Source organism: Pseudoalteromonas luteoviolacea DSM 6061 (genome assembly GCF_001625655.1).
GTDB classification, from domain to species: domain Bacteria; phylum Pseudomonadota; class Gammaproteobacteria; order Enterobacterales; family Alteromonadaceae; genus Pseudoalteromonas; species Pseudoalteromonas luteoviolacea.
Genome location: NZ_AUYB01000147.1, coordinates 41,073 through 63,026, shown reverse-complemented (window position 1 = coordinate 63,026; position 21,954 = coordinate 41,073). Strand labels below are relative to the sequence as shown.

The following is a 21,954-nucleotide window of genomic DNA, read 5'->3' as shown; positions in this document are numbered from 1 at the left end:
AAACTAAGCTAATCTTGATTTCAAGCAATGCCCGAATAACTGAAATCCGAAATAGGGAGCTTCCACTAATAGGTAGGCTTTAACGTGGTTACAGCATTGGATACTCTGAAAAATAGCGCTATTTTTCCAAGCTTCAGAAAAATTTTTTGCTATTTTCGGCTATTTGGGGAGCATAGTTTAGCTGGCATCTTCAAAAGCAGATACTTCATCATGCCAAATCGATCTCTCGGTACCAACTGGAATCACCCATGCTAAACTCAATGCCCAAGCTCTTTTTAAACACAAAAAATTTAAAATCTGAAAAAACTTGTATAAATAATATATTTGCTAAATTCATCAAAGAAAATGGGCTTATAACTTATGATTGAATTAGCCCTATTGAGTAATGAGCAAGGTCACACCGAACCGGTATGAATTATTTAAAATAGCACAATAACGCCAATATAACTGATAGAGATAATGACGTTATTCGATAAAGCACTAATACGAGGGGTAAAATAAAAATATTATCTGGCTTAGATGCATTCCCGTGCAATCTGAAACAACACCGTACGCACCATCTTTTTTAAATCGCTTGCTGATGCCAAAGAGTCAGGTAACAGTAAAGCTGTTATTGAATCCGTATGCTGCTGCAAGAACGTATCCAGTTTACAGGGACTTACCGTACCTTCTTGAACACCTTTGAAAGTTTGCATTAAAGATTTTCTTTGTCTTTGCAATTGCAGTATGAGTGCGCTGCGAATGGGGCTGGTTTTACACACATACTTTTTGCACACTCGAATTACCACTTCCATAAACAGGGCAATTTCATCATTGTTTTGGTTTGCATAGTGTAAGTTAGATTTTAAAGCTTTTCGCTGCTCTGAACTGGTGATGCTGTTTTTAAAGCCAAGTGCTCTGTCTCCAATCAGCTCCATATCGTCACTCGTCAACATTTGGTTTCCAAATCGCGCAAAAAACATCGCTTTGTCCGTTTTGTTTTTTGGGATAATTATGCGTGTAATTTTGCGCTTGTACATTACAAGCTATTACACCACTTACTTTAGAATTTAGATTTGTTGCGCTCATGACAAACAGATACAATGCTCTTTTTTATTCTTTAGAGCCCGCAATCGTGCAATTTGAAGTTCAAGCTATCGGTCATATCGAATCTCCTTACAAACAAAAATTTGCCATTCCTAGGCAGCCTAGATTGGTCCCAGAAGCCACTGCAAAATTGATTTTTTGTGATGCATTTAATCGTGAGGAGTTTGTACGCGGTATCGAAGAGTTTACCCATCTTTGGCTACTTTTCAGGTTTCACGAAACAGCTGATAAAGGCTATTCTGCCCTAGTACGCCCTCCTAGATTAGGCGGAAATGAACGTAAAGGCGTTTTCGCAACACGCGCCACTTTTAGACCAAATGGTATTGGTATGAGTGCGGTCAAGCTCGAAGGTGTTGAGTATAAAAATGGTCAACTGGCGCTATTATTGTCAGGCATTGACCTTTTAGATGGTACGCCCATTGTTGATATCAAACCCTACCTCCCTTACTCAGATGCACTCGAAGGCGCCTCAGCAGGGTTCGCTGATACACGCCCAGAAACTGAAATGACAGTATCATTTAGTGAACAAGCCGCACGCTTTATTGACCAACAATCGCAATACCCAGAATTAAAAGGCTTTATTAGTAACGTCTTAAAACAAGACCCAAGGCCAGCTTATAAAAAGAAGAAACAGCAAACTCAAAGTTACGGAATGAACCTTTATGAGTTCAATATACGGTGGCAAGTTGAAGATGAGCACAACCATGTCATCGAGGTAACTCGAGAAAAGCAGCAAAGTGTAGACAAAGCAAAAGATTAAATATCCATACAGCGAAAATAACTCTTTTTTAGCACCTTAGGCACTGTTAAACTACGTGCCTAATTAAAAACACACAACATTGAACGGAACAAGCATGCGTACCAGTCAATATATTTTAGCGACTCTAAAAGAGACGCCTTCTGATGCCGAGGTGGTTAGCCACCAGCTAATGCTACGTGCGGGTATGATCCGCAAACTCGCTTCAGGTTTATACACTTGGTTGCCGTCAGGTTTAAAAGTACTTCGTAAAGTAGAAACTATTGTACGCGAGGAAATGGAAAAAGCTGGCGCAATCGAAATGTTGATGCCTGTTATTCAGCCAGCAGATCTATGGGAAGAGTCAGGTCGTTGGGAACAGTTCGGCCCAGAACTGCTAAGAATTACAGATCGCCACAACCGCCCGTTTGCTCTTGGTCCGACACACGAAGAAGTGATCACTGATTTTGTACGTAAAGAAGTTAGCAGTTACAAACAACTGCCACTTGCATTGTACCAAGTACAAACTAAAGTACGTGACGAAGTACGTCCGCGCTTTGGTGTAATGCGTGCTCGCGAATTCACTATGAAAGATGCTTACTCTTTCCACCTAGATGATGCATGCCTTGAAAAGACCTATCAGATAATGCATCAAGCATACTGCAATATTTTTGAGCGTCTTGGTTTGGATTATCGTCCAGTTATCGCAGACACAGGCTCTATTGGTGGCAGCGTATCTCACGAATTCCACGTATTGGCTGAGTCAGGTGAAGATGCAATCGCATTTAGCACCGAAAGCGACTACGCTGCGAATATAGAAAAAGCAGAAGCGATTGCCCCTGCAACAGAACGTGCAGCACCAAGCAAAGATTTAAATACATTTGAAACGCCTAATGCCAAGACAATTGCAGAGCTTGCTCAGCAGCATGGTGTTAAGGCGCACAAAGGTGTTAAAACACTGGTAGTTTATGGCCCTGAGACTGAAGACGGTGAGCGTGGCCTTGTTGCTCTTATCGTGCGTGGTGACCATGAATTGAATGAGCTAAAAGCTGAAAAGCTTGAGCTGGTTGGCGCCCCTCTTGAAATGGCAACTGAAGAAGATATCGTTGCAGCAATTGGCGCAAAGCCAGGTTCATTAGGCCCTGTTGGCCTTGATATACCAGTGATAGTTGATCACAGCGCAGCTGTCATGTCTGATTTTGTAGCAGGTGCTAACAAAGATGGCGTACATTACAGCGGTATTAACTGGGACCGTGATGCGACTGGGTACACAGTTGCAGACATCCGCAATGTTGTAGAAGGCGATCCAAGCCCTTGCGGACAAGGTACACTGCAAATTAAGCGCGGTATCGAAGTCGGCCATATTTTCCAATTAGGTAGCAAGTACTCAGAAGCGATGAATGCTGGCGTACTAGGTGAAAATGGTAAAAACCAAGTAATGACGATGGGTTGTTACGGTATCGGTGTATCTCGAATTGTCGCAGCCGCCATTGAGCAAAATCACGACAAGTTTGGTATCAAGTGGCCTCAAGCCCTAGCACCTTTCGACATTGCAATTGTTCCAATGAATATGCATAAGTCTCATCGTATTCCAGAAATAGCTGAAAAGTTTTATGCAGGCTTAAAAGCTGCTGGCCTTGACGTGTTGTTTGACGACCGTAAAGAGCGTCCGGGTGTAATGTTTAACGATATGGAATTGGTGGGCGTACCTTTCACGCTTGTTATCGGTGAACGTAACCTTGACAACAATCAGGTTGAGCTTAAAAACCGTAGAACGGGTGAAAAAGTGATGCTAGATATTGATTCAGCCGTTGCTGAAATCACCAAGCTCATGGCTTAACTTGTCTAAGCTTCAAAAACGCGCCCCGGTGGCGCGTTTTTTTATGCTCAAATTTTGAGATGCTCCAAAATGTCATCATAGCGTCTCAATAATGATAATTAATTGTCATCTAGTGCCTTTAACGTAGACATTATTACGCTTGAGAGTAGGCACAATGGAGCAAACTTATTACCCCAGCATATGGATTTCAGATGTACACCTTGGCTATAAAGATTGCAAAGCCGAGTTTCTACTAGATTTTCTAAACTGTACCCGCTGCGACACTTTGTATTTGGTTGGAGATATTGTCGACCTTTGGTCTTTAAAGCGGCAATTTTATTGGCACTCGAGTCACTACCAAGTTCTTGAGTGTATTCAGAAAAAAGCAGAGTCTGGTACGCGCGTTATTTATATTCCGGGCAATCATGACGAAACTTTTAGAAACTATGTTGATATGACTTTGTTCAATGTAGAAGTACACCATACTTTTGTGCATACCACATCCGCAGGAAAACGTTTCTTGCTGCTCCACGGTGATGATTTTGACTCAGCCACTCGCTATAACAAGCTCATTAGCATCATTGGCGATCAAGCCTACGACTTCTTACTATTTTTAAATCGATGGACGAATCGCATACGTAAATTGTATGGCGGTCACTATTGGTCACTGGCTTCTTGGCTCAAGAATCGAGTTCATAAAGCCCGAGAAGCCATCGCCGCATTTGAGCGCGCAGCCGTGCATGAAGCCAAAAAGCAAGGCATGGATGGGATTATTTGTGGCCACATACACCAACCAAGGATCAATGTGACCGATGGTATAGTTTACTGCAATGATGGTGACTGGATAGAAAACTGCACCGCCTTAGTAGAAAATGAACAAGGTCGAATTGAATTACTGCACTGGTCAGATGTAAAGAAAGTGCTCAACGTCGTGGAATTAGAAAAACAAGGATTACGCGACGCGAAAGCCGCGTAATCATTAAGATAAAGCTATCGAAATAACACGGTTTCACGGCTGAACCAACGCACACAGCACGTAAGGAGTGCGCCAGCCAATAAAGCTGAAGCAACAAAAATCATTGCCACGGCACCATAGTCTACGGTGCCTTTAATGATCTCTTTTATTGCTAAAGACACATTGGTGATTGGGATCCAGGCGGTTAAACTCGTCAAAGACATGTTAGGCATCAAAGACACCACAATAGGCACGAACACTAGCATGCTTAGTGGTCCCATATAGTTTTGCGCCTCTTTGAATGTTCTTGCGTAGATTGAGATAGCAAGTACCAAAGACGATAACATCACCGCAACTGGCAGTAATAGTGCAAAAATCAACACATAGTCCCAAATACTCACACTTGCGAAAGCTTCTTTAATACTATCCAGTACGCCAAATCCACTCGCGATTCCTATCCACACCGCTAAGCTCGACACTGTAACTACCGCACAGGCTATTGAACTTGCGAGTACAGTCAAAAACTTACCTAAAACCAATTGAGTGCGCGTTACAGGCGTCAACAGCAGGGTCTCCAACGTCCCTCGCTCCTTTTCGCCCGCTCCCAAGTCAATTGCAGGATAACTTGCTCCCATCAACACCAACGGGATCAACATATAAGGGATAAATGCTCCTATCTTTTCTCCATAGTTTTCTCGTTTATCTGCCGTATCAACTTTAGTCACTGCTATGGGGGTTAAAAGTGCTTTATGTTGTGATTGAGGCACGCCGAGCGCCTTTAGAGAAGTAGCGCGTATTTGCGCTGCAAATTTGTAGATAAGCGTTTCAAGGCGTTTGTAAACAAAATTTATCGACTGAGCATCGTTAAATACAATCTGCCACCTTGATTGCTCCGTAAGTGGCTGGCCAAGCTCAAATTGATTGGGGATCACAACACCCACATCTATTTTTCCTGCACGTACAGCGTCAACAAGTGCCTGTTCAGACTCAAAACGCTCTTCACCTTCATAGGGTTTAAAACTCTTATGATAAAAGAGCCTCTCCTCAAACTCAGGGGCTAAGTGAGCATTAGCAATATAATAAGTATGCACTTTTTGTTCTGCTTCTAGCGTCGTTTTAGAAGCAAGAAGGGCCAATAAAGCAAACAAAACCGGAAAAATAACAATGGGTAATGCAATCACGAAAAAAAGCGTTTTTCTATCTCTTAGTAACTCTTTAACTTCTTTTAAAAACACCTCAAACATGTGCACGCCCTTGGTTTATTATATTTAAAAACGCGTCATTCAACTCTTCGCTCTGACCTGCTGATTTAAACTGTTCTATGCTGCCGTCAAAACAACTTACGCCTTGGTCGATTAGGCAGATGCGGTCACATAGCAGCGCAATTTCGTCTAGATGATGAGTAGAAAACACTACGGGTGTTTTGTTTGATTTAAGCTCCCTGATAAATTGAATAATGGTTTGTTTTGTCATGATATCTAAGCCCGTGGTTGGTTCATCTAAAATCACCACATCTGGCTCATGAACTACCGCCCGTGCGATATTCGTTTTTTGTTTCATGCCTGTGGACAAGTGCTCGGCACGCTTGCCCAAAAAACTTTCCATATCTAATCTGGCATAGAGTGATTCACACCGCGATTTTAGAGCCCTCCCTTTTAAGCCATGTAACTTGGCAAAGTACTCAACATTTTCTTTTGCTGTTAAACGTCCATACAAGCCAGTTGTTCCAGACAAAAAACCAATGGCTTTTCTGCCCGCCAATGGAGACTTGATGATATCGTGACCAGCGATATGAATACTTCCAGCATCGGGAGTGAGTGCAGTTGACAACATTCGTAGAGTCGTTGTTTTCCCCGCACCATTTGGGCCTAATAAACCAAGCACTTCATTACCTTCACACGTAAAAGAGACCTCTTCAACGGAGTTGAAATAGCCATCTCTTTGGCGTGGATCTCGACTTGAGTTGCTCGAAGCTGCTTCTTTTGTCAGTTTAAAGCGTTTTTTCAGCCCGTTGACTGCTATCATTTGAGTTCCTTCTTTTTGGCCTGAAATAATCCTGATTGGCGTAAAATGCCTCATTTTGACTGTCAGAATGCCACTGTGGAATACCTAACAAAGGAAGAGGTGACATTTTTGTATTGTCATCAAGCACGTTTTGTTCTTGTATCAATTGAACGAGCTTGTTGTCTAAATACGCGTACTGTTTAGTCAAAGGTAAATCATAAAACGGCTCTTCAACGACGATACACAGTAACTTGCCCGTCAATCCAATAAATGGATTGGTCAGCATTTCATAATTAGCATGGCCAAATACAAACGGTATTAGGCTGTTATGCCATAGATTACGGTGTTCATAAAATACCTCTGTCCATTTATGTTCGCGTAGCTTGTCTCGCCACTGTAATTGAGGAATGGCTAGCACCAAGCCGCACTCATCAAATAACGTTAAAGCATTGCGTTTACGACTGCGCTGCTTGAGACCATGCAATTTAATTTCTTCGGTATGCAATTGGTTTAGTAAACTCTTAGTTTTCGGGAACAAGCACCAAATCATCGCACCAAAAAAGTCATGCCAATTATCTTCTCGAGTAGGCACCTGCCCTGTCTGCGCGATAATTTCTTCATAGTAACGCGTTTCATTTTCTAATAATGCATTTGGCGTGAACACAATTTTTTTACCTGCGCTGTTACTGTGTGACAGCTGAGAGTTTAGCCAATCAAAACTTGGCCAGGTTGCAAATCTCTGTAGATTAAATAGTGCTTGTAAATGGCCAAACGGAGCATCATTAAATAAATGACTATGCCAATTTTCCGGGGCAGTAAACTTTTTCATGCTTGTATAAATTATTACTCTAACCTTATTGCGCACTATTTTACTCTATCACCCCCACTGAGCAAAAGTTAAATAACGTCAGTGGTTTTTTACAGCAATCCCTGCACTGTATCGGCTTAAGTCGAATTAATCTTGCTTTTGTGGTATTACTTAGGTGAGAAGTAAAAGCAAAATAAAAGAAAGGTCATGAAACTAAAATTAACTCTAAGTGCTTTGTCGCTTGCTATTTTAGCTGGTTGTGCGACAACTAAAAGCAACACGCCTGAAGATATTTCCAACGCTTACAACAGTATCAATGCCCAACAGCTTGGCGAGCACATCAAAACCCTTGCCTCTGATGAGTTTGAAGGTCGTGCACCATCTAGTAAAGGTGAGGAGCTCACTCTTGCTTATCTAACGAAGCATTTTAAAGCGTTAGGTTATGAACCAGGTAATGGCAACAGCTTTTTACAAGAAGTACCTCTTGTCTCAATCGAAGCCGACCCAAATATGACACTTAAAATTGGTGAGCGTAACTACCCGTATAAAAAGGGCATGGTTATGGGCACTAGCCGCATCAGCCCTCAACAATCTCTCAAAGATTCAGAGCTAGTGTTTGTTGGCTATGGTGTCAATGCACCTGAATACGGTTGGAATGACTACGAAGGGTTAGACGTAAAAGGCAAAACAGTAGTTATGCTTGTAAACGATCCAGGTTATGCGACTAAAGATCCAGCCGTATTTAACGGTAATACAATGACTTACTACGGTCGTTGGACTTACAAGTATGAAGAAGCAAGCCGCCAAGGTGCTGCAAGTGCGATCATTATCCACGAAACGGCTCCAGCCTCATACCCATGGGAAGTCGTAGAAAACTCTTGGAGTGGTGAACAGTTTGGCTTTCAAAAAGAAAACAACAATATGGACCGCGTTGCTGTTGAAGGCTGGATAAGTGTTGATGTAGCGAAAGAACTGTTTGCAGATGCTGGCCTAAACTTTGAAGAAGCGAAAAAGAAAGCAGCTGAAGGCGCATACAATGTTGATATGGGTGACTTAACAGCGTCTGTTGACGTTAAAAGTACTATTAAGAAGTCAGTATCTTACAACTTCATCGCAACTTTACCAGGCGCAACAAAGTCAGATGAGCACATCATCTACTCAGCCCACTGGGACCATTTAGGTATGGACCCGAACCGTAAAGGCGACAAAATTTATAATGGTGCACACGATAACGCGACCGGCACTGGCGGCATCATCGAAGTTGCCGAAGCATTTGCAAAATTACCACAGCGTCCAGACCGCTCTATCACATTCTTAGCAGTGACGGCAGAAGAACAAGGCCTACTTGGTTCAAAATTCTATGCTGAAACGCCTGTGATTCCAGCGAATCAAACTGTTGCCAATATCAACCTAGATGCACTTAACCTGTTAGGTAAAGTAAAAGATATCAGTGTTGTTGGCCTTGGTAAATCTTCGCTAGACGGCGTATTAAAAGAAGTGGCTGACGAACAAAATCGTGCCATCTCCAACGAGTCAAATCCATCAGCAGGTATTTACTACCGCTCGGATCACTTTGCGTTTGCTAATATGGGTATTCCTGCAATGTACGCCGGTGGAGGACATGAACCGTTTGATGATGCCACTGCAAAATATAGAAAACGCATGAGCTTGGTACTACGTGGCTGTTACCACCAGCCTTGTGATCGCTATAGAAAAGAATGGGACTTGAGTGGCGCAGTGCAAGATCTTCAGCTATTTTTCAAAGCTGGTTATCTAATTTCACAAGAAGAAGCTTGGCCAACTTGGAGTAAAACCTCTGAGTTCCAGAGAAAATAAATATAAATGATATTGATTTTCATTTAATTTAAATCTAAAGTGCAACTGTTATTAGGTTACCGGTTGCACTTTATGCTCTCTTACTCTCGCTCGTATCCGCTTAAAGCGGCCTCTCAATTTGCAATGTTACTCGCTAATAAGCGATTGATATTGCCAGTGCTTCTGATAGCAGCGCTGTTTTATGACCCCTTACGTGAAATAGCACTTGGCACATTGGCTGATGCATTTTTTCAGGTCAGTGTATTTGTTGCAGGTACTTTGGCTATTTATTATTTCCTTGTCGAAAAAATGCCGCAACTTGAGCTCGGTTACCTAAACAAAAAATCGCCTTCTCTTGAAGTGACCATGGCTGCAATATTGGGCGCATTACCAGGGTGTGGTGGCGCAATTATTGTCGTAACTCAGTTTACTAAAGGACAAGCTAGCTTTGCTTCTGTTGTCGCAGTACTTACTGCTACGATGGGTGATGCCGCCTTTTTACTCTTAGCCAAAAAGCCACTCGAGGGAATGGTCATTATTTTACTTGGAGTCGGTGTGGGCGTTGCCAGTGGTCTGCTCGTAAATTTGTTCCATAAAGCAGATTATTGCCGACCTGACGTTAATAACAAAGAAGTACAAGATTGCGAGCCGCCAACTTTCGCCGTTAGAATGAGTGAGCCAGTTTGGAAGGTGTTATTATTTCCTTGTATTGCGATATCACTGTTAATGGCTTTCAACCTTGATCTGGGCCAATTCGAAAAGCCCGTTGAACTACTCGGTGCAGCCATGGCTATTTTTGCTGTCGTTATCTGGGCGCTGTCTTCAAAAGGGCAAACTTATAAACAGATCACAGCTGAAGAAGAAGAGGTTAAGCCCCCTTCTCGACTCGCCAAAATCTTACAAGATACCCACTTTGTTACCGCTTGGGTTGTTGCAAGCTTTATGATTTATGAACTCTCTGTTGCCCTTTTTGGCCTCGATTTAGCAGCTTGGTTCACAGAGTACGCGATATATGCGCCACTTATCGCAATTATGATAGGCTTACTCCCTGGCTGCGGCCCACAAATAGTTGTCACCAGTTTGTATATTCAAGGCGTATTACCTTTTAGCGCACTGGCGGCTAACGCAGTGTCTAATGATGGTGATGCTCTGTTTCCAGCAATAGCACTGGCTCCCAAAGCTGCATTACTTGCCACTGCTTACTCCGCGATCCCAGCCTTGTTTGTAGGATATGGCATTTATTACTGGAACCTGCCCTAGCACCACGATAAAGTGTACCCCATAAAAAAAGCGACCTTCGGTCGCTTTTTTTATCTTTAGTCACCTCTCATTGGGATCGTAATTTATTTTACTATCCAAGGCTTGGCGCTGACCACTTCAGACATTACATTAAATTTACCATTATCGTCTTGCCAACTTGTTGGTACTTCAAAACGACAGCGGTTATTGTCACAGTGAACATGAGGCTCTGACATGCTCACTTTACCAGTAAATTCCAAAGTGACGCCTTTTTGCTCTGGCAACATAAAGGACAGTAGCTTACCGATAAAAACTCCAGACAAGTCGCTTAATAGCGACTCAAACTCATTATGGAGCTGATAAAGCTTCTTCTTGGTTAATTCAGCATTCGTGAAATGGGCAGACTCAATTTGAATTTTAATCTCACAATAACTTGCTGAGGCTGGTGTAACCACAACAACGGCTTTGTCTTTGTCTAACTTTTCATTGACTGGCAGCATTAGCTGGGCATCGGCCGTATATTGAAGCGGTAGCGTCGTTTGTTCAGTAACTATTTTACCGCTGGCGATTTCACAAGGGCGCTTACTTTCACCTTCGACTAAATAGAAGTTAACCCGAGCATATTCATAATCTCCTTTTTGAACCACTTTTAAACGATCATAAAAGCCTTCATAAGAAGCAACAAATTCCTCAGCTGAACTGCTAAAACTCGTCGCTATAAACAATAGCGACAATACTTTATTCTTCATCAAAATAAGCCTTGTTGTGTCTTATCATATCATTGAGTTCTTCAATGTAATCTTCGCCGCGCTCAGAGTAAGACATCAAACCTGGAGTCAGTTCAGTGGCCGTGATTTCCTTTTTCTCAGCTCTTAAATTAGCTCTCACCGCCCTTAGATCACGGTAGGCATCATGGGTATTAATATTTCTAAAATAAGACGTTACTGATGCACGAACTGATTTAAACGCGGCTACCTCATGGGCAGCTTCGTCAGCACGACGCTTTGGGATCATGCCGCAACCTGCTCGATAACACCATTGCCCGAAAAAGTTTAAACCAATACGTGCAAAACGCGATGTGCCCCATGCAGACTCATTAGCAGCCTGCATTAACGCAAGCTCTTTAGGTATAATGTCGACTCTATCGAGGGCTAATTTTAGACTTTCTTTGCTGATCTCTTTTTGATCTATCTTATATAGATCAAAGATTTTTAAAACTCTTTCACTTTGTACATCGGTCAAGCTCTCGTCAAATTGCAACATCATTAAGGCAATTTCTATACTCGCGCGCTGTTGCAGAATCACTTTATTTTCCGCCTCTACGTGCGGTTTAATAAAGTCGAAGAAGCGCTTTTTCTTGGTAGCAATATCTCTAATGGCAGCAAAGTCAGGCAAAACGACATCATGTAACGGCTTTTCTGGTTGAATGACTTCTGGCTGTTCAACGATCACTTCTGGAATGACTTCGGGTTCTGGTTGTTCTGGTGGCTCGGTAATAAATGGGTAAACAATTGCGTATAAGGAAACGGCAATCAATAAAAACTTAATCAAGTTAGAACGCATGATTCTCCTCTCACTAGTACCTACAAAACGAGAATCTGAATTTTCCTTTGTCAGATAATGACTCGTTGTACTTAGTTCATCTCATAAAATGGCCGGTGATTATAGCAATAATAGTCGTTAAACGCGAATTTCACCCATTTTGTCGCTAAAATAGGCGATTTTTTCAATGGAGCCAAGTAATTACAATTTTATTTTAAGCTCGCTATACTAGAGAAAATAAGCACTGACGCTTACTGTTCAACAATAACTATAGAGATAGGTATGACGCAAACAGCTTGGCAAGATCGCCTGCTAAACCAAATAAAAAACAGACCTAATGATAACCGCTCTCCTTGGCAAATTGATCGTTCTAGGATAATCCATGCAGCCGCCTTTAGGCGATTGCAGTCAAAAACACAGATAATGAGTATTGGTGTAAACGACTTTTATAGAACTCGGTTGACCCATTCTTTGGAAGTGTCTCAGATTGGTACCGGTCTATTACGTCACCTAAAATTGCAAAACCCTGAATTTAACTACTTTCCGTCTGCTAGCTTGATAGAAACTATTTGTCTAGCCCATGACATTGGCCACCCACCTTTTGGCCACGGAGGCGAAATAGCACTGAACTACCTAATGCGTGATCATGGTGGCTTTGAAGGAAATGCGCAAACACTGCGGATTGTAACCAAGTTGGAGCCATACTCTAATGGTTATGGTATGAACCTGACCCGAAGAACGTTGTTGGGATTTATAAAGTATCCCGCCTACATAGAGCAACTTTGGCACCATAAGCCACCAGAACAACAGAATCAACGCTTTATCTACACTAAAAAATGGCTGCCAGCTAAAGGCGTCTATAATTGTGATAAAGGCGTTTTTGAATGGATTCTCGACCCTTTGTGTGACAACGATAAAGATTTGTTTACCTCTTATAAAAATCATGATGAGTACAAATCTAAAACTCGATTTAAATCGCTAGACAGTGCCATTATGGAATACGCAGATGATATTGCTTACGCGGTGCATGACTTAGAAGATGCCATTGCTACAGGTACCTTGTCAGAGAGAGACTGGTATAACTATGCCATGCCAGCTTTCAAAAAAATTGACTCACCATGGCTGGATGAAAACCTATCGAGTATTACTCATCGCTTATTTTCAGATGATGAACCACTTAGAAAAGATGCCATTGGAGAGCTGGTTAATATCTTTATCATCAATTGCTCACTTGTCGAACGAGAAGAGACATTCTCAGAACCGTTACTTAAGAATACAGTAAAGCTAGAACAAGAATTTGAAGAAATTTTAAAGGTACTAAAGCAGTTTGTATTCCAGCGCTTGATAAGAGAGCCCAAAATGCAGCAAATAGAATTTAGTGGTCAAAACATGTTGATTGACTTATTTGAAGCGTTTTCAAGCGACCCGATGAGGCTCCTTCCCTACACCGCTCAGTCTAACTATCAAGCGGCCGAAGATGAGCAAGCCAGAATGCGAGTCTTAGCAGATTATTTGTCAGGTATGACTGATGAGTATGCAAGGCGTTGCCATGCTCGACTGTTTGGAAATAACACCTGAGACTAATACAAAGAAGCTCCTAGTATTTTATCAAAACTAGGAGCCTAACTTGCATCGAGCCATGATAACTTGCCTTGCCTTACCAGCTCATTTACTTTTTTCTTTTCTAAGCCCCATGGATGCCTTTTCCACCCTTGAAACCCAAAACCAGCGATGGTTACTTTTTGATAGTTTTTAATAAAATAGATAATCGCGAGCATTCCAGAACTTGGGCAAACAGGCTTATATTCTGGCCTTCCTAATTGAAGCAAATCAGCTAATACTGATCGTCGATATGGTTCCTCTAATCGAGTCACAATGTTTTTATTCTCAATATGGCTGATAATTTCAACTGAATAGTCGATTTTCCCCTTTCTTTTAATTAGTTTAAATAGGTTTTGTTTAACGCGATTTGGAGCTGGCTCCGTCAATATAACTTGTTGCAAGCTGTTCGTATCGATACTAGGAAAATCAGATGCTATTTTTTTAGCCTGTTTACCGCGGCTAGAAAGCCATAAATCAGTACATTTTGCACCCAAGTGTGTTGGTAAACCTGCGCAAAAATTAAAGCGTACAACTCTATCGAAATCATCAATTTGATGACGGACATCCTTATTTATTGGTCCATTGCCTAAAATAAGCACCTTTTCATTTTGCATTTAAAGCGGCCCTTTGTTAATTACAAAACCAAATATTTTGTAAAAGCTGTTAAAAAATAATTTTTATAACTATTTCTTGTGGTGGAAATAAGAGCCGAGGATTATATTTTCATAAACTGAATAAAAAATTAATATAGAGATAAATATTTAAATTGGATAATATGGACTTGATAAGTAATGGTAGGTAAAGGCAGTGCTTATTTATTGCACTGCCTATATATAAAAGGTTAGTTTAAACTTTTATTGATAATTGGATAGTGGTCCCATACATGTTTATCAGCTAACGAACGAACTAGCTTCACATACTCTGCATGCGTCCATGCAAGTGGCGTTGCCGAGTTTGTTCCTTTACCTAACTCATAGCCAAACGGGTTTACACCAACACCATCCCAAACCTGCTCAGGTAGCATAAGCCCTTCATTGGCAAAGTACTCCATACCACGGACGTAGGTGTGCTTAATATGATTTATCGTTTGCTCATCTAGCCCTTTGGTAGCTGCCGCTGCTGCAATCTCGTAATGCCCTTTTTCGCCCGTAAAGAATGGCCATACTCGCCCGCGTTGACCTGCCGTGTTTTGGCCACCCTCAGCGTAGTTAGTGCCTTTCACTTCATCTTCACCATATCCGTCATTGCCATAACGACGAAAGCCTGGGTAGGTATTTGGGTCACCTGCAAAGGTAAAGCTATATTTCACTCTTAAATTTTCAGGTAAAGACTCATCTTCGTACTCAGGTAACGTATTGATAATACTCGGAGCGTCGGCATCGCGCACACCATAACGTACTAGCTCCAAAAATCCACCGTCGATGATTTGGCGCTTATCCAAACCGGCACGACCGTTGTTGTCGCCAAGCTTAGTTGCCGAATTTGGATTTTCGTCACGAGCGATTCGGAAGAAGTATTGACCGTCAGCATCTTTGCCTTGCAAGTTACCTTCTGTGGTATACATCAGCGCTTCAACTTTAGCATTATATTGCTTTGCCGTGTTTAGATAACGAGTCACACCTTCGTTATCTCCCGCAAGCTTCGCGATGTCACTTGCCGTTACTAGGCCCGCGATGATGGCAGCGGTGGTTGAAGGTGAAAAGCCATCTTGTTCTTCCCAGCGTTCTTGCTGGGTTGCCGGAGGCGTTATTTGCGTGTCATTCCAAAGGATTTTTGCGCGTCCACCTTCGACTAAAAACTCTGCCGCTGGTTTGAGCATACGCTTGTACCAATACACCAGTTTTTCATCGTTTAGTACTCCAGCTTTCCACAACTTCCACGCCAACATGATTGGCATAGCTGTTTGGTCAAGCTGCACACCAACCCACTCAAGCTCGCCGTCGACATGAGTTTTTTGTAAGAACCAACCTGTATCCCCATTGTTACCAGGTGTTTTCTCAGTTACTTGAACTTTTTCTAGATATTCAAATGAGGTTAGTGCGGTATCAGGGTCACCCATGGCCAAAAATGCCATTGCAACTTGATAAAAGTCGCGAACCCACACCGCTTTGTAACCAGTATGACCCTTTTCAGCTGCAACTGTGTCTCCCCAAGGATTCGATAGCGACGCTATCAGTGCTCCTGCATGCGTCTTGTCTTCTTGTGCTTTTAAAACCAGCGCGCTGACATTTAGCAACTTACCTTGATCTGTTGTGTAATTGGCTAGGCGCTTCATAGGCTTTAAGCTTGCAAGGTAATCTTCCCAGCCAACGACATCGCCTTGACCATTGTAGTTAGCGAGCACTTGTTGATAACCTTTGCGCAAAGCTGCACTGCCCTGCTCAAAACTCTTTGCTTGGCTGTCGCCAAAGCTGAGCGCTAAATCAAAAGTTGCAGACCCTTTAACGTCACCCAGTTCAGCTAACCAATTTACATTACCTGTTTGTTCACCCGTGCTTTGGTATGTCTGTGCCAAGTGGTGCGATGTTTTGAGCTGAGCAAGGTTATCACTGCTTCCCGTAAAGCCTACCGAGGCATTCGCAAAACCAGACTGGCTCTGAAGAGTTAAATAATTATCTCCTTCCCAAGCTACTAGGCCCTTCTCGGTCACTTTGGCAGAGTCATTCAATCCATTGTTGTTCACGTAAGGATTGACGTTTACAAACGCTTTTACGCCATCCAGCGCTGTATCAACTTTGGCTCTAACAAATAGCGTTTGACCATCAGGATCTGTAAAAACGTGCTTCTCAAGAGTAAAACGCCCCTGTTTATCTTTGCTAATAATCTTATAAGCCAGAGACAATGGGCGACCAGCTTCATCTTTGTATAAATAGTCAATTGATACATCTAAGTCATCTTGCTCCGTCACTGTAAAACCTTTACCAGTCACGACGAATTGCATGTCACGGATCTGTGCTTGATGGATCAAACCAAACATAGTCTCAGTGACCATACCTTTAGCTATCGAAAACCAAACTTTAGATACTTCACCTGTTTGTGCATTTTTAGCATATTGGCCATTTTGATATGCTTCGTATGAGGTACCGATGCCTGTTTTATCAGAGTAAGTCCAATAAGGTTTGTCACCAGGTGCACCCGGTGCTGTCTCAAGCTGCTGTGTATTGCTTGCACTTTCGCAGCCGATTAAACCTGCGGCAATTAAGGCAAGTGACAAACTTGATAATTTTTTCATTTTTTCTCCTTAGTGGTGATTCTACTGCACGTTCGTTTTTACACGGGCAACAGACAGCGCCGCCAAAACAAACGACACTCCACCAATCACTAATGCATAAATAGGTTGGTTCTCGAAAACATTTCTTAAAATAAGGCCAAGTACACTGGCTGCGAGCAGTTGAGGAATAACAATAAAGAAGTTAAATATTCCCATAAATACGCCCATTTTATTTGCAGGCAGCGCATCACTTAACATGGCATATGGCAGTGAAAGAATAGAAGCCCAAGCAAATCCAATTCCAATCATTGGGATCCATAATAGGCTAGGATCAGCGATAAATTTAAAGCTCAACAATGCCCCAGCACCAAGCAATAAGTTGATGCTGTGCGCACCTTTCAAACCTACACGTTTAACTAGAAAAGGAATGAATACAGCAGCTATTGCAGCAAAGCCGTTGTACGCAGCAAACAGTATTCCTACCCAATCGGCACCATCGTTGTAAGCTTTGGAGGTTACGTCAGTTGTTCCATAATGGAAGCTAGTCACGGCTGAAGTGGTATAGATCCACATCGCAAACAATGCAAACCAGCTAAAGAATTGAACCACAGCCAATTGCTTCATAGTTTGTGGCATTGTGAATACGTCGTATATCACTTCATAAAAGCCACCCTCTGTTCGCGAGTTATTCTGTAAATAGCCAGCGACTAAAATAATGGCCGAAAACGAAAGCAAGAGCCCACTGAGTAAATACAGCTCTTTTTCAAGTTTAAAAAGCGTTACGCCAGCAAGGATAAGCCCACCCAACACACCGCTTATCAATGAAAACTTTGCAAAGTTAATCGTCTGCTTTTGTTCGGATGACTCACCTTTTAAATGCTCAGGTTCAAATTCAGCTAATTGCTCTGGAGTATATTCTCGCGTTTTGAGAATGGTCCAACCGACTGCCAAAAATAAGATAGCGCCGCCAAAATAAAATGCATATTTAACCGACTCCGGGATCTCACCAGCAGGCGCTGTATTGCTGATCCCAAACCAGTTGGTCATCATCCACGGCAATGCTGAAGCGACAATCGCACCGATACCAATGAAAAAGCTCTGCATCGCATAACCCGTTGCACGCTGCTTTTGATTGAGGTTGTCACCAACAAGCGCACGAAATGGTTCCATGGTGACATTGATCGATGCATCCATAATCCATAGCATGCCCGCTGCAATCCAAAGAGTTGGAGAATTTGGCATGATAAAGAGTGATAGAGTCGTTAAGATTGCACCATACAAGAAAAATGGTCGACGACGGCCTAGGCCAGTCCAAGTTCTATCACTCCAATAACCAATAATTGGTTGCACTATCAAGCCTGTTAAAGGCGCAGCAACCCAAAGAATGGGGATGTCGTCTACTGAAGCGCCCAGCGTTTGGAATATGCGGCTCACGTTACCATTTTGTAGGGCAAAGCCAAATTGGACGCCCATAAAGCCGAAGCACATGTTCCAGATTTGCCAGAAACTCAATTGTGGTTTTTGTTTTTGCATAATCAGCTCTCTAGCTCATAAACAACACTAGCAAGTGGTGCCAATGTGATCACAAGTTGATTGTTTTTAATTTGCATTGTCGGATGGGATTCGAGTAAATCTGTGACTTTACCTTGCCAGTGTTCGGGTAATGTCAATGTCACTGTTTGCGTATGTTTCGCATTAAAATTGCTTGCAATAACCAAACGCTGCTTGCTAGTTGCCCTTGCAAATGCCATGACCGTAGGTGCTTGAGTTCCCTCTAGATCCATGGGGTTGAGCTCCAGTAAATCACCATCGATTATCGCTGGCAGCGCATTTAAGTTCATGAGCTTTTTATAGTATGCACGTAGCTCTTTTTGTTTCTGTGTTAATTGGCCACCATCAAACTTACCGTTGTTCATCCATGCTTGATGTGCAGGGACACCGATATAGTCAAAAATACTGGTGCGACTCGGTTTACCAAAACCCGCCATTTCTGAGCCATCCTCTCCAACCGATTGGCCGAAGTACAACATAGTCGGGGCACTGCTAATTAAGTGACTAACTACCATTGCAGGCTTGCCCTTTTCAGCACTACCAGCAAACTCAGGGCTGGCAATACGTTGCTCATCATGGTTTTCCAAAAAGTGCAGCATGTGAGGTGCTATGTCTGACACACTTTTATGCGCATCTATGACACTTTGCGCATTCCCTTTCCCCTGCATCAACAGCTTTAAACTGTCATAAAAGCCTACTTTATCGTACAAAAAGTCCATTTTTCCTTGATGGATATAAGCGCGATACAAGGTTGGGTTGTAAACTTCGGCGAGTATAAATGCGTCTGGGTTTTTCATCTTTATTGATGAATTTAAAAAGCTCCAAAACTCCACGGGGACCATTTCAGCCATATCATAACGGAACCCATCAACGCCCTTATCTAGCCAATACAGTGTGATATCTCTAAATTTATACCAGCTATCAGGTAAGTCCTTTTCTTGCCAAAATACGTAATGTGCTTTGTGATCCTGCTTAGCCATATGGGCAGGCAGTGTTGGGAAATCATAGCTTCCATCTGGGCGCACGCCATAATTGACTTTAACGGTTTCATACCAATCATGAATATGCGGCTGCGCTGCACGTGCGCCATTACCAGTCCACTTCGCAGGGGACTCAATGAATTTACCATCAACTAAATCATGTGGCATGCCACCGAGCACTTGATAGTCTGCAGAGGTTGGGACTTTGAAGTCCTGTCCAGCCACATAGTAAAAGTTGTTGTTGCGAGCATACACCTGACTGGTGTCATCTTGCGCACCAAAATCTGTAACCCCACTAGGCGCACTCAGTGATTGATAATTTCGAGCCACGTGATTTGGTACAATATCAATGACCACTTTCATGCCTGCTTCATGGGTACGTTTGATAAGTTCTTCAAATTCACCAAGACGATTAACTGGATCGATTGCAAGATCAGGGTTGACGTTATAATAGTCTTTAATTGCATACGGTGAACCCGCTCGGCCTTTCACCACATCAGGGTCGTCAATACCAATGCCATACTGGCTGTAATCAGCAACCAATGCATGATGTAAAACACCGGTATACCACATGTGACTTACACCCATTGCTTTTATTTCACTTAGCGCTTTTGGCGTAAAATCCGCAAACTTACCGACACCATTTTCTTCTTTCGTGCCCCAGGGCACATTGTTGGTATGTGTGTTACCAAATAGTCGGGTGAACACTTGGTATACTACCGGTTTTTGATCTTGTTGTTGCTTGGCCTGAACTGCCTCATTAGGGGATTGAGTCGTCTGACATGCAGTCAAAATCGCGCCGCCTGAAATAAGACTAAGTGCAAGCACTATAGGTTTTATTGTCATTATATTGTTGTCATCTTTGTATTTTAATTGAGTCTACTGACTTGTCGCGTGCTGTTGAACCACTTGCATACGTATTCAAGGTGATGATTAATTTGTTATTCATAAACAAAAACGCGAAGTATGATAGATACTTCGCGTTTTTGAACATAGCAGCAACAGTATATGTGATAAGTATCCACCTTATCGGTGAAAACTAGCCTTTATTTCACAGGTTATACCGAAGAACGCGCAAGTTGAACGCTATGATCTGGAAAGTTTAATCCACATCTCCTAATGTACTCACGAATTTTATTGATGTCATGAACGTTGGCACTTTCATTACCAGCCACCAATTGGTGTTGCTCTGGGTAGATGCCATATCCCGCTAGCAAACAGTGCCAGCTCACTGATGGGTAATACTTGTCAATGTCCTGCCTATCTAGTTCGTCCGATAAGTTTTTACCTTGCACCCAAACATTCAAAACGTTGAACAAAGACCGGGAAATTGAATTATTGTTCGCATTATCACGCCAATAATTGGTATCTGTGCGACTGTTGACGCGGTAATGAGCCACAATATAGTCTCGAATAGCCTGATATCTTTGTGACATCATTTGATTATGTTTACCTTGTTTTTGGCAGGTAAACTCACCCTCTTGATAACACTCAATGAATGATTGAACAGTTTCTTGAACTATATGTAGTGCCGTCGCTTCAAGGGGTTCAATAAAACCTTGAGACAAACCTATTGCCACACAATTTTTGTGCCAGTGCTCCTTTACTTGCCCCACTTTCATGCTGAGGTGTCTCGCTTCGACCTCACTATCTAATAACCCAAGAGCAGCCCTTAGCTCTGTTTCAGCTTGATCTTTATTACAGTATTTTGAACTGTACACATAGCCATTTCCAATGCGATTGGTTAATGGAATATGCCAGCTCCAACCATATTTTCTGGCTACCGAAACGGTTTCAGAAGCAATCGATTCACCCTGCTCTGTAGGGAGCACAACCGCACTGTCGTTAAACAAGTTATTTTCAAAAGACTCAAATCCAACTTGCAAATGCTGTTGCATAAGTAAACTGGAAAAACCTGAACAATCAATGAAAATATCTCCGCAGACTTCTCGACTTTTGTCACAAATAAGCGCGGCAATTGTACCGTCAGTATTTTTACGCACATCCTGAACACAAGCCTGAATATGCTCTACGCCAAACTCTCTGGCTTTTTCAGCAAGTAACATACCCAACTTGCCAGAGTCAAAGTGATACCCATAATTTATTTCAAATGGAAAACTCTCTGCTGCAATGGGGGCTTTTGCATGCTCTGCTAAATAAGTTGCCAAGAAAAATGGATCGGGGTGTCCTTCGAGATCAATTCCTTTTCGACGAACAAAACTGTTATGGAAAAACGCTGGCGCTGAGTAATCGTCAGGCTGCGCTGGAAACGGGTGAGAATACTGCTCAAACCCAGCTCTTGTTGACCAGTTCACAAAACGAATTCCGTTTTTGTAAGTGGCGTTACACTTAGGCATCCACTGAGATTCTGGCACCTCAATAAAGTCCATAAAAGCTTTAAATTGAGGGGTTGACCCTTCCCCTACCCCTATAATTCCGATATCAGGTGACTCTACCACACCAACATGGATATCCTTATCGCACCAACTTTTTGCAATAAGGTTTGCCGCCATCCAACCAGCAGTTCCTCCACCTAGTATGACAATTTTTCTGCTACTCATTGCCTTCCCCCTGATACACCAATTAGTTAACGATTTATAAAACAA

At 42.4% G+C, this 21,954-nt stretch carries 17 protein-coding genes; 6 read left to right on the top strand and 11 right to left on the bottom strand.

Annotated features, from left to right (window positions below):
• Positions 1-515: 515 nt before the first annotated feature.
• Positions 516-935: a hypothetical protein gene (locus N475_RS23165; RefSeq protein ID WP_063359226.1), complete on the bottom strand. Its 420-nt coding sequence runs from the start codon at positions 933-935 to the stop codon at positions 516-518.
• Between the two features lie 131 nt (positions 936-1,066).
• Between N475_RS23165 and tsaA the strand changes: the two genes are divergently transcribed.
• The 3 genes from tsaA (at position 1,067) to N475_RS23150 (ending at position 4,617) form a co-directional block, all read left to right on the top strand.
• On the top strand, positions 1,067-1,846 hold the full coding sequence (tsaA, locus tag N475_RS23160) for a tRNA (N6-threonylcarbamoyladenosine(37)-N6)-methyltransferase TrmO (protein WP_063359225.1): 780 nt from the start codon (positions 1,067-1,069) through the stop codon (positions 1,844-1,846).
• Between the two features lie 94 nt (positions 1,847-1,940).
• Positions 1,941-3,662, top strand: coding sequence for a proline--tRNA ligase (locus tag N475_RS23155; protein ID WP_063359224.1), 1,722 nt, complete (start codon positions 1,941-1,943; stop codon positions 3,660-3,662).
• 154 nt (positions 3,663-3,816) lie between these two features.
• Complete coding sequence (locus N475_RS23150; RefSeq protein WP_063359223.1) at positions 3,817-4,617, top strand: UDP-2,3-diacylglucosamine diphosphatase; 801 nt, start codon at positions 3,817-3,819, stop codon at positions 4,615-4,617.
• Positions 4,618-4,631: 14 nt separating this feature from the next.
• Here N475_RS23150 and N475_RS23145 read toward each other — a convergent pair whose 3' ends face one another.
• Genes N475_RS23145 through N475_RS23135 form a run of 3 tightly spaced genes read right to left on the bottom strand, consistent with a single transcriptional unit; the run spans position 4,632 to position 7,429 of the window.
• A complete protein-coding gene (locus N475_RS23145; protein WP_063359222.1) occupies positions 4,632-5,840 on the bottom strand; it encodes an ABC transporter permease in 1,209 nt (402 codons plus the stop codon).
• Complete coding sequence (locus N475_RS23140) at positions 5,833-6,621, bottom strand: ABC transporter ATP-binding protein (protein ID WP_063359221.1); 789 nt, start codon at positions 6,619-6,621, stop codon at positions 5,833-5,835. The genes N475_RS23145 and N475_RS23140 overlap by 8 nt, the downstream gene beginning before the upstream one ends.
• Positions 6,587-7,429 (bottom strand): DUF3025 domain-containing protein, encoded by an 843-nt coding sequence (locus N475_RS23135; RefSeq protein WP_063359220.1) that lies wholly within the window; start codon positions 7,427-7,429, stop codon positions 6,587-6,589. The genes N475_RS23140 and N475_RS23135 overlap by 35 nt, the downstream gene beginning before the upstream one ends.
• 186 nt (positions 7,430-7,615) lie before the next feature.
• On the opposite strand from N475_RS23135, the gene N475_RS23130 reads away from it, so the two are divergent.
• Complete coding sequence (locus N475_RS23130; protein ID WP_063366033.1) at positions 7,616-9,244, top strand: M28 family metallopeptidase; 1,629 nt, start codon at positions 7,616-7,618, stop codon at positions 9,242-9,244.
• Positions 9,245-9,316: 72 nt separating this feature from the next.
• Positions 9,317-10,483, top strand: coding sequence for a putative manganese transporter (locus N475_RS23125; protein ID WP_063359218.1), 1,167 nt, complete (start codon positions 9,317-9,319; stop codon positions 10,481-10,483).
• Between the two features lie 83 nt (positions 10,484-10,566).
• Here the strand turns inward: N475_RS23125 and N475_RS23120 are convergent, their stop codons facing one another.
• Together N475_RS23120 and N475_RS23115 are read right to left on the bottom strand one after the other, a co-directional pair.
• The gene (locus N475_RS23120) at positions 10,567-11,211 is read right to left on the bottom strand and encodes a DUF2987 domain-containing protein (RefSeq protein WP_063359217.1); all 645 of its coding nucleotides are present in this window, start codon (positions 11,209-11,211) and stop codon (positions 10,567-10,569) included.
• The gene (locus N475_RS23115) at positions 11,201-12,025 is read right to left on the bottom strand and encodes a glucosaminidase domain-containing protein (protein WP_063359216.1); all 825 of its coding nucleotides are present in this window, start codon (positions 12,023-12,025) and stop codon (positions 11,201-11,203) included. The genes N475_RS23120 and N475_RS23115 overlap by 11 nt, the downstream gene beginning before the upstream one ends.
• 261 nt (positions 12,026-12,286) lie before the next feature.
• On the opposite strand from N475_RS23115, the gene N475_RS23110 reads away from it, so the two are divergent.
• The gene (locus N475_RS23110) at positions 12,287-13,582 is read left to right on the top strand and encodes an anti-phage deoxyguanosine triphosphatase (protein ID WP_063359215.1); all 1,296 of its coding nucleotides are present in this window, start codon (positions 12,287-12,289) and stop codon (positions 13,580-13,582) included.
• Between the two features lie 44 nt (positions 13,583-13,626).
• Here the strand turns inward: N475_RS23110 and N475_RS23105 are convergent, their stop codons facing one another.
• From N475_RS23105 to N475_RS23085, 5 genes are all read right to left on the bottom strand, one after another.
• Entirely contained in the window at positions 13,627-14,220 is a 594-nt protein-coding gene (locus N475_RS23105) for a glycosyltransferase family 29 protein (RefSeq protein WP_063366032.1), read from the bottom strand.
• A 227-nt stretch (positions 14,221-14,447) separates the two neighbouring features.
• Positions 14,448-16,838 carry a glycoside hydrolase family 15 protein gene (locus N475_RS23100; protein ID WP_063366031.1) on the bottom strand — a complete coding sequence of 797 codons (2,391 nt, stop codon included), beginning with the start codon at positions 16,836-16,838 and terminating at the stop codon, positions 14,448-14,450.
• 21 nt (positions 16,839-16,859) lie between these two features.
• Entirely contained in the window at positions 16,860-18,350 is a 1,491-nt protein-coding gene (locus tag N475_RS23095) for an MFS transporter (protein ID WP_063366030.1), read from the bottom strand.
• Between the two features lie 2 nt (positions 18,351-18,352).
• Positions 18,353-20,194, bottom strand: coding sequence for an alpha-amylase family glycosyl hydrolase (locus tag N475_RS23090; RefSeq protein ID WP_063359211.1), 1,842 nt, complete (start codon positions 20,192-20,194; stop codon positions 18,353-18,355).
• A 212-nt stretch (positions 20,195-20,406) separates the two neighbouring features.
• Positions 20,407-21,909, bottom strand: coding sequence for a tryptophan halogenase family protein (locus tag N475_RS23085; RefSeq protein ID WP_063366029.1), 1,503 nt, complete (start codon positions 21,907-21,909; stop codon positions 20,407-20,409).
• Positions 21,910-21,954: the final 45 nt, after the last annotated feature.

Bases quoted from the DNA above. Each gene is read 5' to 3' on its own strand.
- N475_RS23130 (WP_063366033.1), top strand. From the start codon at position 7,616: ATGAAACTAAAATTAACTCTAAGTGCTTTGTCGCTTGCTATTTTAGCT.
- N475_RS23155 (WP_063359224.1), top strand. From the start codon at position 1,941: ATGCGTACCAGTCAATATATTTTAGCGACTCTAAAAGAGACGCCTTCT.
- N475_RS23145 (WP_063359222.1), bottom strand. From the start codon at position 5,840: ATGTTTGAGGTGTTTTTAAAAGAAGTTAAAGAGTTACTAAGAGATAGA.
- tsaA (WP_063359225.1), top strand. From the start codon at position 1,067: ATGACAAACAGATACAATGCTCTTTTTTATTCTTTAGAGCCCGCAATC.
- N475_RS23115 (WP_063359216.1), bottom strand. From the start codon at position 12,025: ATGCGTTCTAACTTGATTAAGTTTTTATTGATTGCCGTTTCCTTATAC.
- N475_RS23100 (WP_063366031.1), bottom strand. From the start codon at position 16,838: ATGAAAAAATTATCAAGTTTGTCACTTGCCTTAATTGCCGCAGGTTTA.
- N475_RS23165 (WP_063359226.1), bottom strand. From the start codon at position 935: ATGTTGACGAGTGACGATATGGAGCTGATTGGAGACAGAGCACTTGGC.
- N475_RS23150 (WP_063359223.1), top strand. From the start codon at position 3,817: ATGGAGCAAACTTATTACCCCAGCATATGGATTTCAGATGTACACCTT.
- N475_RS23090 (WP_063359211.1), bottom strand. From the start codon at position 20,194: ATGACAATAAAACCTATAGTGCTTGCACTTAGTCTTATTTCAGGCGGC.
- N475_RS23120 (WP_063359217.1), bottom strand. From the start codon at position 11,211: ATGAAGAATAAAGTATTGTCGCTATTGTTTATAGCGACGAGTTTTAGC.
- N475_RS23095 (WP_063366030.1), bottom strand. From the start codon at position 18,350: ATGCAAAAACAAAAACCACAATTGAGTTTCTGGCAAATCTGGAACATG.
- N475_RS23085 (WP_063366029.1), bottom strand. From the start codon at position 21,909: ATGAGTAGCAGAAAAATTGTCATACTAGGTGGAGGAACTGCTGGTTGG.
- N475_RS23110 (WP_063359215.1), top strand. From the start codon at position 12,287: ATGACGCAAACAGCTTGGCAAGATCGCCTGCTAAACCAAATAAAAAAC.
- N475_RS23105 (WP_063366032.1), bottom strand. From the start codon at position 14,220: ATGCAAAATGAAAAGGTGCTTATTTTAGGCAATGGACCAATAAATAAG.
- N475_RS23140 (WP_063359221.1), bottom strand. From the start codon at position 6,621: ATGATAGCAGTCAACGGGCTGAAAAAACGCTTTAAACTGACAAAAGAA.
- N475_RS23125 (WP_063359218.1), top strand. From the start codon at position 9,317: ATGCTCTCTTACTCTCGCTCGTATCCGCTTAAAGCGGCCTCTCAATTT.
- N475_RS23135 (WP_063359220.1), bottom strand. From the start codon at position 7,429: ATGAAAAAGTTTACTGCCCCGGAAAATTGGCATAGTCATTTATTTAAT.